Source organism: Devosia crocina (genome assembly GCF_900116545.1).
GTDB classification, from domain to species: domain Bacteria; phylum Pseudomonadota; class Alphaproteobacteria; order Rhizobiales; family Devosiaceae; genus Devosia; species Devosia crocina.
The window spans coordinates 274,781-288,239 of sequence record NZ_FPCK01000002.1 but is presented as its reverse complement, the minus strand read 5'-3'; the positions used below and the strand labels follow the sequence as shown (position 1 = coordinate 288,239).

The window sequence follows — 13,459 nt, the reverse complement described above, 5'->3', positions numbered from 1 at the left end:
CAATCAGCCGGCCTGCGAATAGATTTCAAGCTTGTTGCGGCGCGCGGTGACAGGAGCGAGGGCGTCCATGACCCGGGCGCGCGGGAAGGTGGCGATTACCTCGGTGCCGAAACGGAGCTTTGAGAACAGGTCGAACCGGCCCTGGTGCAAGTCCATGATGCGCTGCACGATCGGTAGGCCAAGGCCCGCGCCCTGTTCGGCCGTCTTCTGGGCCAGCGAGCCCTGGCCGAAGGAGGACAGCACCGTTTCGATCTCGTTTTCAGGGATGCCGGGGCCGTTGTCCTTGACCGAGATCAGCTGACCGCCATCGGCGCTGCGAGTAACAACAAGGATCACCTTGCCCTGTTGCGGGGTGAACTTTATGGCATTGCTCAAGAGGTTGAGGACGACCTGACGAATGGCGCGCTCATCGCCCCAGATCTTGGGCAGATTATCATTGACGCTGAAGACCAGATCGATGCCCTTGGACTTGGCGCGCAGCTGCATCATGCGCTGGCAGTCATCGGCAATGTCGACAATCGACACCGCTTCCTCGTGCAGCTCGTACTTGCCTGCTTCGATGCGGCTAAGGTCGAGCAGTTCGTTGATCAGGTTCAGCAGATGCTGGCCGCTCGAATGGATGTCGCCGGCATATTCCTTGTACTGAGGCACCTGATGGGTACCGAGCAGTTCGGATTTGAGCACCTCGGAAAAACCGATTATGGCGTTGAGCGGAGTGCGCAGCTCGTGGCTCATGGTGGCCAGGAACTGGCTCTTGGCGATATTGGCCTGCTCGGCATGACGGCGCGCTTCGTCCGACATCTGGCGTGCTTCTTCCAGTTCGGCGATCAAGGAATCCTTTTCGGCCTGATGCGACAGTTCCTCGAGCTTGCCCCGATAGAGCTGGCGCGAGAGGAAGAGAAAGAATATCTCGCCGGCTGCGACGACCGCTGCAAGCGTGTAATTGAGCGTTCCGCCGAGGACTGCAAGGCTGAGGGCCACTGTCATCGTGACCGGCAGCGTGCTCATCAATGAGGCCTGGGGCAGGGTGCGCGTCACCACGGCATTGGCGCCGATGCTCACCAGCGCCATGGCAAACATGACTGGCGCGACTTCGCCGTTATTGCCGAGCCAGGTGGCAACAGCCAAAAGCGAGAGCGTGACGCCATAAAGCGTCTCCGCCGCCACAAAGCTCGTGGTCCACTGGCCTGCATTGAACTTGGCGGGGTCGTGGGTGCTGAAGCGGCTGGCAACCAGCAAGATCACCAGAAGTCCCGCGATCACCAGCCCCGCCCAGAGAGCCGAGAAGATCACCGGAACCCAGAAACTCGAGATGATGGCGACGATCACGACGATTGCGGCGATAGGCAGAGCCGTGCCGCGGCGAGACGCGGCATAGTCATGCATCATCTCGAAATCGAAATCCGAGCGTGTGCCAGAGCTCGAGGTTAGCCGCTGGCGCGCTTCAAGAACGGTTTTCTGGGCTGCACGCTTGCCGTCGCGCCCCATCTGGGCGCGAACGTCCGCGTTGGTGGCCGGCTCGGACGGCATGGCGGGTACTCATTACTAACTCATGCAATGACAACGGCCATTGCTTACGCACCGTTCGAGATTAGGGGAGCTAGGGTTAATAGGGGGTGAAGTCGTTCGGTCGAGATCGGGCGACATTCGCACTGTGCGACGGAGCTTGGTTAATTTTCTTTTGCGCTGCCAAGAGGGGAGCGGTGAAGCAAATTTATTGCGTCGATAGAGCTGATATGCCAATCTCGCGTGCGTGAGTGCCCCCAAAAACTCGAATAACGAAAATCAGATTTCCCAAGAGAGCTGAATGGCGCTGGATAAGATCGACCGCAAGATACTGACGTTGCTTCAAAAAGATGCCACCGTGCCGGTGGCGGAGATTGGGCGCAAGGTGGGCCTTTCTACCACCCCCTGCTGGCGGCGCATCCAGAAGATGGAAGAAGACGGTGTCATCCAGCGCCGCGTCGCCGTGCTCGATCCATCCAAGGTCAATGTGGGGGTGACCGTATTCGTATCGGTCAAGACCAACGAGCACAACGAAGCCTGGATGCGCAAATTTTCCGGTGTCATCGACGAGTTTCCCGAAGTCGTCGAGTTTTACCGTATGAGCGGGGATGTCGACTACTTGATGCGCGTCGTGGTGCCCGATATCCAAGCCTATGACACCTTCTACAAGCGCCTGATCAGCAAGATCAACCTGACCGATGTCAGCTCCGCTTTTGCCATGGGGCAGATCAAATATACCACGGCTTTGCCGCTCGACTTCGCCCTTGTCGTGGACGACGACAAGTAAATGCTGGTTGGCTTCGAACATATTGGGATTACGGTCTCGGATATGGACCGCGCCATTCACTTCTACTGTGATCTGCTTGGCCTCCGCCTTGCCTTGCGCAAGCCATCGGGCACTGGCGAAGTGGCATTCCTCGATACCGGCTCAGGCATGCTGGAAGTGTTTTCCGAAAGGCGTCCGGTACAGCGCTTCCGCGATGTGCCGGTCGGCGAAGCTGGCATGCGGCACATGACCTTCGCAGTCGATGATGTCGATGCAGCCTTCGCTGAGCTCGAATCCGCAGGCGTCGAGATCGCCGAGCGTCCGCGCGATGCTCACAACCGCGAAATGGTCCGGCGAGTTGCCTTTGTGCGTGACCCAGACGGCATTCTGGTGGAACTGATCGAGCGCTCACCCGATCGCCCTGATGCTAACGGAAGGCGCTGAAGCCCTCTCCATAAAAGCTTCCGCTGGGGTGAATGGCGACCTGTTCGAGCCAGTCAGCGACATAAAGCGCCACTTCCTCCCAACCCGGTTCGCCGCAGATGAAGTGGCTGCGGCCGGAAAATTCCTTGTGCTCGACAATGCCCACGCGATCGTCGTAAGCCGCTGCATTCTTGCGCACGAGGTCGGCGGGAATGATCTCGTCCTTCTCGCCGCCGATCAACAGCAGGGGCCCGTGCGAATGGGCAAGATCGATACGCCCATCCGAACCCAGGCAATCGCGCAGCACATTACGGCTGTCATGGGTTGCATACTCGGCATAGGCACGCCCCGCCTGCTCACGGGTCAGAGTATTGGCAAAAGAGCGGTGAAAGGTCTTCTCGTCCATGAAGATGGGCTCATTGCCCTTGAATGGATTGGCGATCAGCGCGCTGTTCTTGATGAAGCCCCAGTCGAAATCGATCATGTCATTGGGCGCAACGGAACTGATGGCGACCCCGGCGCTGACAAGTCCGCGATTGAGCATGATCTGTGTGATCAGGCCGCCTACCGAATGGCCGATCATGATGGGCGCATCGAGGTCGGCAAGCGATTGCTCCACCCGGGCGAGGATCTCGCATAGGTGGAGGTCGCCTAGTTCTTCGGGCGGGTTGGCGCGCAGCGTTGCCGGCTCGTCCTCATGCAGCGGCCAGGCCGGCACGATGCATTCATATCCGCGCTCGGTGAAGAAACGGGTCCACTCTTCCCAACTTCTCGGATTTTGAAACATGCCGTGCACGAATACGATCTGTCGCATTTGCCAAACCTCACTTGCGTTTCTGGCAAACGGAGCGCGGCTGCGCATGTTCCTTCACGACTTACCGCAGCGCATCGTGCCTAGCCACCGGTGACGCTCATGTGGCGGGCAACGGCGGGAGTGTCCTTGCCGCGTTCGAGCACGAAATCGTGGCCCTTGGGCTTGATGAGCATGGCGCGGTCGAGCGCTTCATCGAGGCCTTGCGGCCCACCTTCGCGCAGCGCATCGCGCAGGTTGACCTGATCGTCTTGCCCGAGGCACAAAAAGAGCTGGCCGGTTGCGGTCAGCCGCACGCGATTGCAGCTCTCGCAGAAATTGTGGCTCATGGGCGTGATGAAGCCCAGCGTGCCGCCAGTCTCGGCGACATGGACGTAACGTGCCGGACCGCCCGTGCGTGTGCCGAGCCGGGTCAGAGTATAACGGCGCGCCAAACGGTCGTGCAGTTCGCACAGGGGCAGGTAGCTGTCCACCCGGTCGATGCCGACCTCGCCAAGCGGCATGCCTTCGATCAGGGTCAGGCCCATGCCCCGGCCATGAGCCCAGGCCATCATCGGCTCGATCTCGTCTTCGTTGACGCCGCGCATCGCCACCATATTGATCTTGATGGCAAGGCCTGCAGCCTGCGCCGCCTCTATACCGGCCTCGACATCGGCAAGGCGTCCGCGCCGCGTAACCTGGGCAAATCGCTGAGAATCGAGCGTATCGAGCGACACGTTGATGCGCCGTACTCCGGCTGCGAAAAGCCCTTCCGCATGGCGCCTGAGCTGACTGCCATTTGTGGTGAGGGTCAACTCGTCGAGACCATGACCGATGCGCCCGCCGAGCGTGGTGACAAGCTCCATGATGTCGCGCCGCACAAGCGGTTCGCCGCCGGTGAGACGGATCTTGGTGGTCCCCCGGGCGATAAAGGCGCCTGCGATCGCCTCGATCTCCTCAAAGCTGAGCACGTCCTTTTTAGGCAGAAAGGTCATGTCTTCGGCCATGCAGTAAACACAGCGGAAGTCGCAGCGGTCGGTGACTGAGATGCGCAGGTAACTCACGGTTCGCCCATAGCGGTCGACGAGCGGCTTCTGTGGGACGTTAAGGGCGTTCATGCGCACAGTGTAGGCGCTTGCGTGCAGGAATGGAATTGGGGTTGAGACATGTTATCGTGAGGCGGGGCGATGCCGGCTCAAAACAAAAGGGGCCGCATCAGCGACCCCCTGAAATTCGTGCAGTCAACCAGGCTTAATGGTTGACGACGATGGTTGCGCCGACCTTGACGCGTTCATAAAGGTCCGTGACGTCTTCATTGGTCAAGCGGATGCAACCCGAGGACACGGCCTGCCCAATGGACCAAGGTTCGGAAGTGCCGTGAACGCGATAAAGCGTCGAGCCAATATAAAGGGCGCGGGCACCGAGCGGGTTCTCAGGACCACCAGGCATATAGGCTGGCAGATCGGGAACACGCTTGCGCATGGCCGGGGGCGGGGTCCAGCCGGGCCACTCGGCCTTGCGGGTGATGCGGTGGGTGCCGGCAAAGGTGAAGCCTTCCCGGCCGACCCCAATGCCGTAGCGCATGGCCTTGCCGCCCTCGAGAACGAGATAAAGCCGGCGCTCGCCGGTTTCGACAACAATGGTGCCCGGCTTGTGGTTGGTCGCATAATCGACGACCTGCTTCTTGATCGCGCTGCCGCCGCGGCTGCGGGTCGATACAGCAGAAGGTTCTTCCCAGGTATTGGTGTCGGGATTGTAGACGCGGGCGGCTTGGCTCGGAGCAGCCATGCCAATCATCAACAGGGCCGAGAGCCCGATTGCCATTATCGCTTTCAAGAACTTCATCGTTTCCACCAGGCCCTTTGCTCAGCGTGCGGACGACTGATTCTGCGTCCGCTTTCATTTGCGCTATTTATCGAGGCTCAACATAACGGAGAAGTGTTAACAGTCACGTTTCCGCCACAAGAATGGCTGCTGTGCCACATTGTGTTGCTCTCTAGTGACAGTGGATGGTGAGCGCTGCGTATCCTGGCTTGTACGAGAGGCTTGACAGAAGAGCGCACAACCCGGCATCAGGCACGAAAAAGGGGGAGCTGATGTCCGACACTCTCAAGCGCGAAGCCGCTGCCAAGGCTCTTGAAGATGTGCGTCCAGGCATGCGGCTGGGGCTGGGGACCGGCTCGACAGCCTGGCATTTCGTCGATCTCTTGGGCGCTCGTGTGCGCGAAGGCTTGGAAGTGATCTGCGTGCCCACGTCTGAAGCCACTGACCGGCAGGCGCGGGACCTCAGTATTCCCATCTCCGATCTTGATACGCTCGGCGCTCTTGATCTGACGGTGGATGGTGCGGACGAACTCGATAGCGCACTCAACCTTATCAAAGGGGGTGGTGGCGCACTCCTGCGGGAAAAGATTGTTGCTGCAGCTTCCGCCAGCATGATCGTGATTGCCGATAGCTCCAAAGTGGTGGAAACACTGGGGCGCTTTCCGCTGCCCATCGAGGTTAACCGCTTCGGTCTGGGCGCCACGCGCCATGCACTTGATGGCGTGCTGAAGAAACATGGCGCAGAGGGCGAGATCCGGCTGCGCGGAGCCGATGGACGTGAACCCTTTCTGACAGACGGTGGCCATCTTATTCTCGATGCGTTTTTTGGCCGCATTTCGCAGCCAGAAGCGCTTTCACGCGAGCTATTGGACATTCCGGGGGTCGTCCAGCATGGACTTTTTCTTGGAATGTGCAGCAAGGCTTATGTGGCGGCGCCGGATGGCGTAAGAACACTTCTCAAGACCAACTGACCAGGCTTGGATCGAACATGATGGGGAACTGGATGACTTCCAATATGATGCGCGGCGCCAAGGCGATCTTTGCCGCTGTGGTGACTGCAAGCATGATCGGGCTCTCTGCCCCTGTTCTGGCCCAGGAAGTGGCTCCCGAACAACTTGCCCTGGCGCGCAAGTATATCGATCTGACCGACCGCGGTGCCGTTTACGAAGTGACAGTCGTCGAGACCGGCGTCGAGACAATGCAGCAGATTGTGCAGCAGAACCCGGAAATCATCGACCAGACCAATGATGCGATCACCAAGGTGATCCAGGATTATAACGGCCGGAAGGGCGACCTGATGAACCAGTTCGCACGTGTTTATGCCCTGCGCTTCTCGCTCGAAGAGCTCCAGCAGATCGTTGCCTTCTACGAGTCCCCAACCGGTCAGAAGCTGGCCCAGGCCAATAGCGAGATCAACACCGACCTGCAGCGCGTGATGCAGGTGTTCACCGGCAATCTCAAGCGCGAGTTCTTCGCCAAGGTGCGTGCCGAACTGCGCGGCCAGGGCATCGAGATCTGATCACGGACCAAAACGAACATGTTGACCCCGCCTTGCGGGGTCTTTTTTTAGCTGCGGCTTGCGCCTAGATGTATCGTCGGTTGACGATGAACACCAGGAGACCTCCATGGCATACGACTACGATCTTCTGGTGATTGGCGCAGGCTCTGGCGGCGTTCGCGCTGCGCGCATGGCGGCGACGTACGGGGCAAAGGTGGCGATCATCGAAGAGTTCCGCGTGGGCGGAACCTGTGTGATCCGCGGATGCGTACCCAAAAAACTCTACGTCTATGCTTCGCGCTTTGCCGACCAGTTTGATCTTGCCAGCAGTTTTGGTTGGCAGGTCGATGCCAGTTTCGATTGGCCCACCCTGGTTGCAGCCAAGGAAAAGGAAATCACCCGGCTCGAGGCCGGCTATACGGCAAATCTCGAAAAACCTGGCGTCGAAATCATCCGCGATCGCGCGGTGGTAACCGGACCCAATTCCATTCGCCTGCTTGGAGCCGAGCGCGAGCTGACTGCGGAGCGCCTTCTGATTGCAACAGGCGGACATCCCTTTATCCCTGATATTCCGGGCGCCGAATACGGCATCACCTCCAACGAGGCTTTCGATCTTCCCCAATTGCCAAAGACCATTCTGATCGAGGGCGGCGGTTACATCGCAGTCGAGTTTGCCACCATCTTTGCCGGACTGGGGGTCGATACGACGCTGATCTACCGTGGCGATCGCATCCTGCGCGGATTCGACGAGGATATGCGGATCGGGCTCGAGGCAGGCTTGATCGACCGCGGCGTACGGCTCATTTACCAGACGACGATTACCTCCCTTTCCAAGACTGGCAACGCCGTGCAGGCCATGTTCAGCGATGGCGTTTCGGCGCCGTTTGACGCGGTGATGTTTGCCACTGGCCGCCGCGCTAACACCAGCGGGCTTGGTCTCGAAAGTGCAGGGGTTCAGCTGGCAGAGGATGGCAGCATCGCAGTCGATGCCTATTCGCAAAGCTCGGTTGCCTCGATCTATGCGGTGGGCGATGTCACAGGGCGCGCACAGCTCACGCCGGTCGCCATCCGCGAAGGCTGGTATTTCGCAGAAACCGTCTACAACGACAACAAGCTCGCCGTGGATCACTCGCTGATCCCGACTGCCGTGTTCAGCGAACCCGAAATTGGCGTGGTAGGCCTTACGGAAGCGGAAGCTGCAACCCATGGCGATGTCGATGTTTATCTTGCCCGTTTTCGGCCTATGCAGAACACCCTCTCGACCCGTACCAGCCGCATGGTGCTCAAGCTGATTACCGAGAAGGACGAAGGCAAGGTGCTCGGCGTCCATATTCTTGGGCCCGGCGCGGCCGAGATGATCCAGCTCGTCGGCATCGCTGTCTCCATGGGGGCAACGAAGGCCGATTTCGATCGCACCATCGCGCTTCACCCCACGGCGGCCGAGGAACTGGTGACGTTCAAAACCCCGAGCTACACCTATCGGGACTGCAAGAAGGTCGCCTAGCCGACGGCTTTGTTCTTGGCAGGGCGTCGTGCGCTTGCTAGACCGCCCGCACGCAGAAATCCGCGCGCGAGTGAGAACCGACATGACGACCTGGACCCCGACCAGTTGGCGTGAAAAGCCGATCCTGCAGGTTCCTGCCTATCCCGACCCGGCCGCTTTGGCCGAGGCCGAGCGGCAGCTCGCAACGTTCCCGCCGCTGGTCTTTGCCGGTGAAGCGCGCGATCTCAAAACGCGTCTTGCCGCTGTGGCGCGGGGTGAGGCGTTCCTTCTGCAGGGTGGAGACTGCGCGGAAAGCTTCGCCGAGCATGGCGCGGATCACATCCGCGACTTCTTCCGCGTGTTTCTGCAGATGGCGGTTGTGCTGACCCATGGCGCCAGCAAGCCTGTGGTCAAGGTCGGGCGCGTCGCCGGGCAATTTGCCAAGCCCCGCTCGGCCGACACCGAAACGATAGACGGGCTCGAGCTGCCCAGCTATCGCGGAGACATCATCAACTCGATCGAGTTTACCGAGGGCGCGCGCGTTCCAAATCCCGATCGCATGCTGCAAGCCTATCGGCAGTCCGCCGCGACGCTGAACCTGCTGCGGGCCTTTTCCATGGGTGGATACGCGGAGCTGACGCGCATTCACGAATGGACCATGGGCTTTATGAAGGGGTCCAACTGGAATGTCCGCTTCGAGGAAGTGGCGCGCAAGATCGATGACGCCATTACCTTCATGTCGGCGCTCGGCATCAATCCCGACAACACTCCAGCGCTTAGGCAGACGAGCTTCTATACGAGCCACGAAGCCCTGTTGCTCGGCTACGAGGAATCGTTGACCCGGCGGGATTCGATCACCAACGACTGGTACGCGACCTCGGGCCATATGCTTTGGATTGGCGATCGCACGCGCCAGCCCGATGGTGCCCATGTCGAATATTTCGCGGGCATCCACAATCCGATCGGCATCAAGTGCGGGCCGAGCCTTGCCAGCGAGGATCTGCTGCGCTTGCTCGACCGGCTCAACCCCACCGACGAGGCGGGCCGTATCACTCTGATCGCACGGTTCGGTGCCGATAAGGTGCATGAACATCTCCCGCGTCTGATCGAGACGGTGCAAAAGGCTGGCCGCACCGTGGTCTGGTGCTGCGACCCCATGCATGGCAACACGATCAAGGCCTCGACCGGTTACAAGACCCGACCCTTCGACCGCGTCTTGACCGAAGTGCGCAACTTCTTCGACGTGCACCGCGAAATGGGCACCTATGCCGGTGGCGTTCATATCGAGATGACGGGCGACGATGTGACGGAGTGCGTGGGCGGTGTTTCGGCCGTAACTGAAACCACGCTGTCGGATCGCTACAACACTTATTGCGACCCGCGCCTTAACGCGAGCCAGGCGCTTGAACTGGCATTTCTCGTAGCCGAAGAAGTGCAGGCGCAAAAGCCGCCTGTTACGCGGCGCCTAGCCGGTGAATAAGGGATATTGCTGAACCGGTTTGGAGTGCCGCGCGTTCTTTGCCAGTCGCGCGGCCTTTTCTTTGCTCGTAAGCCGGGCCAAGATCGGTCGCGTTCAAGAGTGAGTAGATAATGCCCAGGTCTTTGTTCCCCAATGCTGCGCCCGACGTTCGAGCCGCGCTTGAACTTGACCCTACGATCAAACTGCTCAACGATTACGACTGGTCCCAAAATCCACTTGGCATCATCCCGGACTGGACCGAAAGCCTCAAAGGCGCCGTTCGTGTGATGATGGTGGCCTCAACCCCCATGGTAATGCTGGTCGGGGAAGACGGCATTCTCATCTACAACAATGCTTATGCCCAGTTTGCCGGTCAGCGGCACCCGCAGATTTTCGGCATGCCGGCGCTTATTGCTTGGCCGGAGATAGCCGACTTCAACCGGGACAATATCAAGCGTGGATTGAATGGCGAATCCTGGATCCTCCAAGACCAGGAACTGGTGCTCAATCGCCACGGCCGCCCCGAAGCAAGCTGGATGGACCTGCACTACAGCCCCCTTGTCGGCGAAGATGGTCTGCCCATGGGCACGCTGTGCATCGTTCATGAAACGACGGATCGCGTGCTCACCGAAAAAGCTCTGGCGCGCTCTGAAGAGCGCTTGAGCCTGGCCTTGGCCAGTTCCGCCCTGGTCGGCACATGGGACTGGGACCTGATCAGCAACATCGTCACCTCTGACGATCAGTTTGCCGCCATGTACAATGTCGATGTGCAATCGGCCGGGCTGGGCGTGCCGATCGAACAATATCTGCTCGCAATCGACCACGAGGACTTGCCACGCGTGCACGCGGAGCTGCAAAAGGCCATCGAAGCCGGCGAGGAGTTCCGCAGCGAATATCGCGTGGTCGATAGTTCTGGCGAGCGACGCTGGCTGATGGTTTCCGGTCGGCCGCGGCGAAATGCGGAAGGCCGCGTCCACCGCTTCCCTGGAGTGGCCATCGATATCACCGACCAGCGCCGGGCGGCCCAGGCACTGGCAAAGAGCGAGCTCGAGTTTCGCACGCTCGCCGACACCATGCCCCAGATGATTTGGGCGACCCGTCCAGACGGCTTCCACGACTACTACAATGCACGATGGTACGAATTTACCGGCATGGAGCCAGGCTCGACCGACGGAGCAGGCTGGAACGGCGTGTTCCACCCCGATGACCAGGAACGAGCCTGGGGCGTTTGGCGCCATTCGCTGGAAACCGGCGAGCCCTACCAGATTGAATATCGGTTGCGCCACCATTCTGGTGAATATCGCTGGACCCTGGGAAGGGCTCTGCCGATCCGCGATGCCTCGGGCGAGGTCCTGCGTTGGATCGGGACCTGCACAGATATCCACGATACGCGCAAGGCGGCAGAAGAGCGTGAGCTCGTGGCCCAGGAACTCAGCCACCGTATCAAGAACATCTTTGCGGTCCTTACCGGAATCATCTCGCTTTCAGCCCGTGGGCGGCCAGAGATGCGCGAGTTTGCCGACCAGTTGCGGCAACGAATCTATGCGCTTGGAGAGGCGCACGACTTCGTGCGCCCGCACAGCCATTTATCCGATCATCCGGACGGGCAGGGAACACTTTCGCAGCTTCTGGCGCGTCTGATGCGCCCCTATGAGGACGCATCAGACGCGACGCGCGTGCGCTATAGTGGCGACGACACGATCATTGACGATGCCTCGGCAACCCCTCTCGCTCTCCTTTTTCATGAACTGGCCACCAATGCGGCCAAATATGGTGCGCTTCACGCCGAGGAAGGCTGGGTGGAAGTAACTGGCCGCCGCGACGGGGATTCCCTGCATCTGATCTGGAAAGAGCATGGCGGGCCGGCGACCGCAGCCCCGGAGACGCCGTCCGGCTTCGGGTCGAAACTGATCGAGTTGTCGGTAGCAGGGCAAATGCGCGGTCAGATCGAGCGACTTTGGGAAAGCGATGGCCTGCGGGTCGATCTCGCACTGCCCATGGCGTCCCTTCTCCGCTCCTCCCGACTCCAGGCGTCTGAGACGAGCGCCCCGTGAGGAGAAGCTGATCCACCCATGCAAAAGGCCCGCAGAAGCGGGCATTGGCGGACGGCGATAATCAAAAGTGGCTGTCAGGTATGGATTGCGTTGCCGCCCGACCAGCTAAAAAGCTTGAGACGGCGCGGCGGGGCCGCATCGGCTGCGGCGCGCCGGGCAACGGCATAATTGACAATATCGCGCAAGTCGCGCTCGGCCACGGGCTTAGAGACGACGCCGATCGTCCCGGGTACGCCATCGCCCAGCTGGCTGGGATTGGCGGTCAGATAGACAACGCTGACCCCATGGGTTTGCGCCAGGATCTTGCCGATATCGAGCCCTGTTGGCCCATCGCGAAGGTTCAGGTCCACAAGCGCGATATCGGTGTTGCTGGCATGGCGCAACGCCGAAGCCCGGTCAGCCGCGATCGCAATAGGTGCATGACCCATCTCTGCGACGATCTGTTCGATCTCGGAGGCGACGAATATCTCGTCTTCAACTATGAGAATGCGACTGGGCATAGGCACTAGACTTCGGACTGCAGCTTCAATTTGACCGACAAACTCGGAACTAAGGCGCCCGGTTGCATCAACCCAGCCCTGCATCCGCGTTCGTGATCGCTATCCTGAACTAATCAAGTTACCAAAGCGCCAACTCCCCCCATCGCCACTTAGCAGAACATTAACCCTAATCATTCACTTTCGTTCCAGCAATCATGGCAGGAATTGGCCCGGAGTTTGTGGATGAAGCCGCTAGCCCTTGGTGCTTTGGCACTTGTTTCCAGTACCGCATTCGCGCCTGTTCTGGCTGCCGACTACGCGCAGATCCCTGAACTCCGTCCGTCCTATCCCACTCACTGGGAAGGTGAGCCGGAGAACCCGCTCAAGTTCGAGCTTGGCCTGCGCTACTTTTACTCAAGGGGTAGCCAGGAGATATCGGTAGGCAACGACTATGCACGGGCAGAGGATACGAGCCACATCCTCGAAGTGCACGGTCGCATCGTGGACGAGCATACCAGCTCCTACGTTAAAGCCTCTGGCGGCTATGCCCTTGCAACGGATGGTACCTACTCGACAAACGTTGCTCCCGGTGACCTGCGTTTTTCCGGAGGTCAGATCGGCCATGTCGGTGCGGATTTCGGCTATATGCCCTTCGGGAATGATGCTTTCCGGATTGGTGGCCTCGTCGGCTACCAGTACCTCAAGGAATCGCCTGATAAAGCTCGGGCTGACATTTTGCAGTTCGACGGGTTGCACGTTCATGCCCTGCGCCTCGGCGTAACTGCAAAGGCTGATCTTGGCACCTTCGCTGATATTACAGCGGAGGTCGCAGGTATTCCTTACGCCTGGGTGACTGGCAGCACGCCCACCTACGTCATTCCAGCACCGGGCCTGATCAATGCTGATCGGGTGACCGGGACCATCGACAGTGCGGCTTATGGCGCTAGTGGCGAGCTGATGCTTGGAATCCACCCCACAGAGAACCTGACCCTCCGTGTCGGTGGCCGTGCCTGGTATCTGACAGGCCCCACGAACGCCAACCTTATCTATACGTCTTCAGCTAATCCCGACCAGAGTACCACCGTGGGCACTCTGCTCGACAGCTTCGCCATGTTCCGTTACGGCGGCCTTGTTGAATTGACCGGGCGTTTCTAACGGCCGCAGGCCAATCGGCGCC

At 59.8% G+C, this 13,459-nt stretch carries 13 protein-coding genes; 8 read left to right on the top strand and 5 right to left on the bottom strand.

The window, feature by feature from the left end:
* Positions 1–3 precede the first annotated feature (3 nt).
* Positions 4–1,530 (bottom strand): sensor histidine kinase, encoded by a 1,527-nt coding sequence (locus tag BM364_RS11020; RefSeq protein WP_092424521.1) that lies wholly within the window; start codon positions 1,528–1,530, stop codon positions 4–6.
* A 283-nt stretch (positions 1,531–1,813) separates the two neighbouring features.
* On the opposite strand from BM364_RS11020, the gene BM364_RS11015 reads away from it, so the two are divergent.
* Both BM364_RS11015 and BM364_RS11010 read left to right on the top strand, forming a co-directional pair.
* Positions 1,814–2,293, top strand: coding sequence for an Lrp/AsnC family transcriptional regulator (locus BM364_RS11015; protein WP_092425314.1), 480 nt, complete (start codon positions 1,814–1,816; stop codon positions 2,291–2,293).
* Positions 2,294–2,716 (top strand): VOC family protein, encoded by a 423-nt coding sequence (locus BM364_RS11010; RefSeq protein WP_092424519.1) that lies wholly within the window; start codon positions 2,294–2,296, stop codon positions 2,714–2,716. It begins immediately after the preceding gene.
* Here BM364_RS11010 and BM364_RS11005 read toward each other — a convergent pair.
* The 3 genes from BM364_RS11005 to BM364_RS10995 all read right to left on the bottom strand — a co-directional run bounded on the left by BM364_RS11005 (position 2,700) and on the right by BM364_RS10995 (position 5,330).
* Positions 2,700–3,509 (bottom strand): alpha/beta hydrolase, encoded by an 810-nt coding sequence (locus BM364_RS11005; protein WP_092424517.1) that lies wholly within the window; start codon positions 3,507–3,509, stop codon positions 2,700–2,702. The two genes, BM364_RS11010 and BM364_RS11005, sit on opposite strands and share 17 nt — an antisense overlap.
* A gap of 80 nt (positions 3,510–3,589) precedes the next feature.
* Positions 3,590–4,603 (bottom strand): GTP 3',8-cyclase MoaA, encoded by a 1,014-nt coding sequence (gene moaA / locus BM364_RS11000; RefSeq protein WP_092424515.1) that lies wholly within the window; start codon positions 4,601–4,603, stop codon positions 3,590–3,592.
* 133 nt (positions 4,604–4,736) lie between these two features.
* Positions 4,737–5,330 (bottom strand): L,D-transpeptidase, encoded by a 594-nt coding sequence (locus BM364_RS10995; RefSeq protein ID WP_244542852.1) that lies wholly within the window; start codon positions 5,328–5,330, stop codon positions 4,737–4,739.
* Positions 5,331–5,578: 248 nt separating this feature from the next.
* On the opposite strand from BM364_RS10995, the gene rpiA reads away from it, so the two are divergent.
* From rpiA to BM364_RS10970, 5 genes are all read left to right on the top strand, one after another.
* On the top strand, positions 5,579–6,280 hold the full coding sequence (gene rpiA, locus BM364_RS10990; protein WP_092425313.1) for a ribose-5-phosphate isomerase RpiA: 702 nt from the start codon (positions 5,579–5,581) through the stop codon (positions 6,278–6,280).
* A 32-nt stretch (positions 6,281–6,312) separates the two neighbouring features.
* A complete protein-coding gene (locus tag BM364_RS10985; protein ID WP_175528566.1) occupies positions 6,313–6,828 on the top strand; it encodes a DUF2059 domain-containing protein in 516 nt (171 codons plus the stop codon).
* A gap of 106 nt (positions 6,829–6,934) precedes the next feature.
* Positions 6,935–8,311, top strand: a complete 1,377-nt coding sequence (gene gor, locus BM364_RS10980) for a glutathione-disulfide reductase (RefSeq protein WP_092424509.1) — start codon at positions 6,935–6,937, stop codon at positions 8,309–8,311.
* Between the two features lie 82 nt (positions 8,312–8,393).
* The gene (locus BM364_RS10975; protein WP_092424507.1) at positions 8,394–9,770 is read left to right on the top strand and encodes a class II 3-deoxy-7-phosphoheptulonate synthase; all 1,377 of its coding nucleotides are present in this window, start codon (positions 8,394–8,396) and stop codon (positions 9,768–9,770) included.
* Between the two features lie 110 nt (positions 9,771–9,880).
* A complete protein-coding gene (locus BM364_RS10970; protein ID WP_139232571.1) occupies positions 9,881–11,803 on the top strand; it encodes a PAS domain-containing sensor histidine kinase in 1,923 nt (640 codons plus the stop codon).
* A 74-nt stretch (positions 11,804–11,877) separates the two neighbouring features.
* Here the strand turns inward: BM364_RS10970 and BM364_RS10965 are convergent, their stop codons facing one another.
* Positions 11,878–12,303: a response regulator gene (locus BM364_RS10965; RefSeq protein WP_092424505.1), complete on the bottom strand. Its 426-nt coding sequence runs from the start codon at positions 12,301–12,303 to the stop codon at positions 11,878–11,880.
* Between the two features lie 222 nt (positions 12,304–12,525).
* On the opposite strand from BM364_RS10965, the gene BM364_RS10960 reads away from it, so the two are divergent.
* The gene (locus BM364_RS10960) at positions 12,526–13,437 is read left to right on the top strand and encodes a hypothetical protein (protein WP_092424503.1); all 912 of its coding nucleotides are present in this window, start codon (positions 12,526–12,528) and stop codon (positions 13,435–13,437) included.
* The last annotated feature ends 22 nt before the right edge of the window (positions 13,438–13,459 follow it).

Coding starts and splice junctions, on each gene's coding strand:
- BM364_RS11020 (WP_092424521.1), bottom strand. CDS start 1,530: ATGCCGTCCGAGCCGGCCACCAACGCGGACGTTCGCGCCCAGATGGGG.
- BM364_RS11010 (WP_092424519.1), top strand. CDS start 2,294: ATGCTGGTTGGCTTCGAACATATTGGGATTACGGTCTCGGATATGGAC.
- BM364_RS11005 (WP_092424517.1), bottom strand. CDS start 3,509: ATGCGACAGATCGTATTCGTGCACGGCATGTTTCAAAATCCGAGAAGT.
- moaA (WP_092424515.1), bottom strand. CDS start 4,603: ATGAACGCCCTTAACGTCCCACAGAAGCCGCTCGTCGACCGCTATGGG.
- BM364_RS10995 (WP_244542852.1), bottom strand. CDS start 5,330: ATGAAGTTCTTGAAAGCGATAATGGCAATCGGGCTCTCGGCCCTGTTG.
- BM364_RS10985 (WP_175528566.1), top strand. CDS start 6,313: ATGACTTCCAATATGATGCGCGGCGCCAAGGCGATCTTTGCCGCTGTG.
- gor (WP_092424509.1), top strand. CDS start 6,935: ATGGCATACGACTACGATCTTCTGGTGATTGGCGCAGGCTCTGGCGGC.
- BM364_RS10975 (WP_092424507.1), top strand. CDS start 8,394: ATGACGACCTGGACCCCGACCAGTTGGCGTGAAAAGCCGATCCTGCAG.
- BM364_RS10970 (WP_139232571.1), top strand. CDS start 9,881: ATGCCCAGGTCTTTGTTCCCCAATGCTGCGCCCGACGTTCGAGCCGCG.
- BM364_RS10965 (WP_092424505.1), bottom strand. CDS start 12,303: ATGCCCAGTCGCATTCTCATAGTTGAAGACGAGATATTCGTCGCCTCC.
- BM364_RS10960 (WP_092424503.1), top strand. CDS start 12,526: ATGAAGCCGCTAGCCCTTGGTGCTTTGGCACTTGTTTCCAGTACCGCA.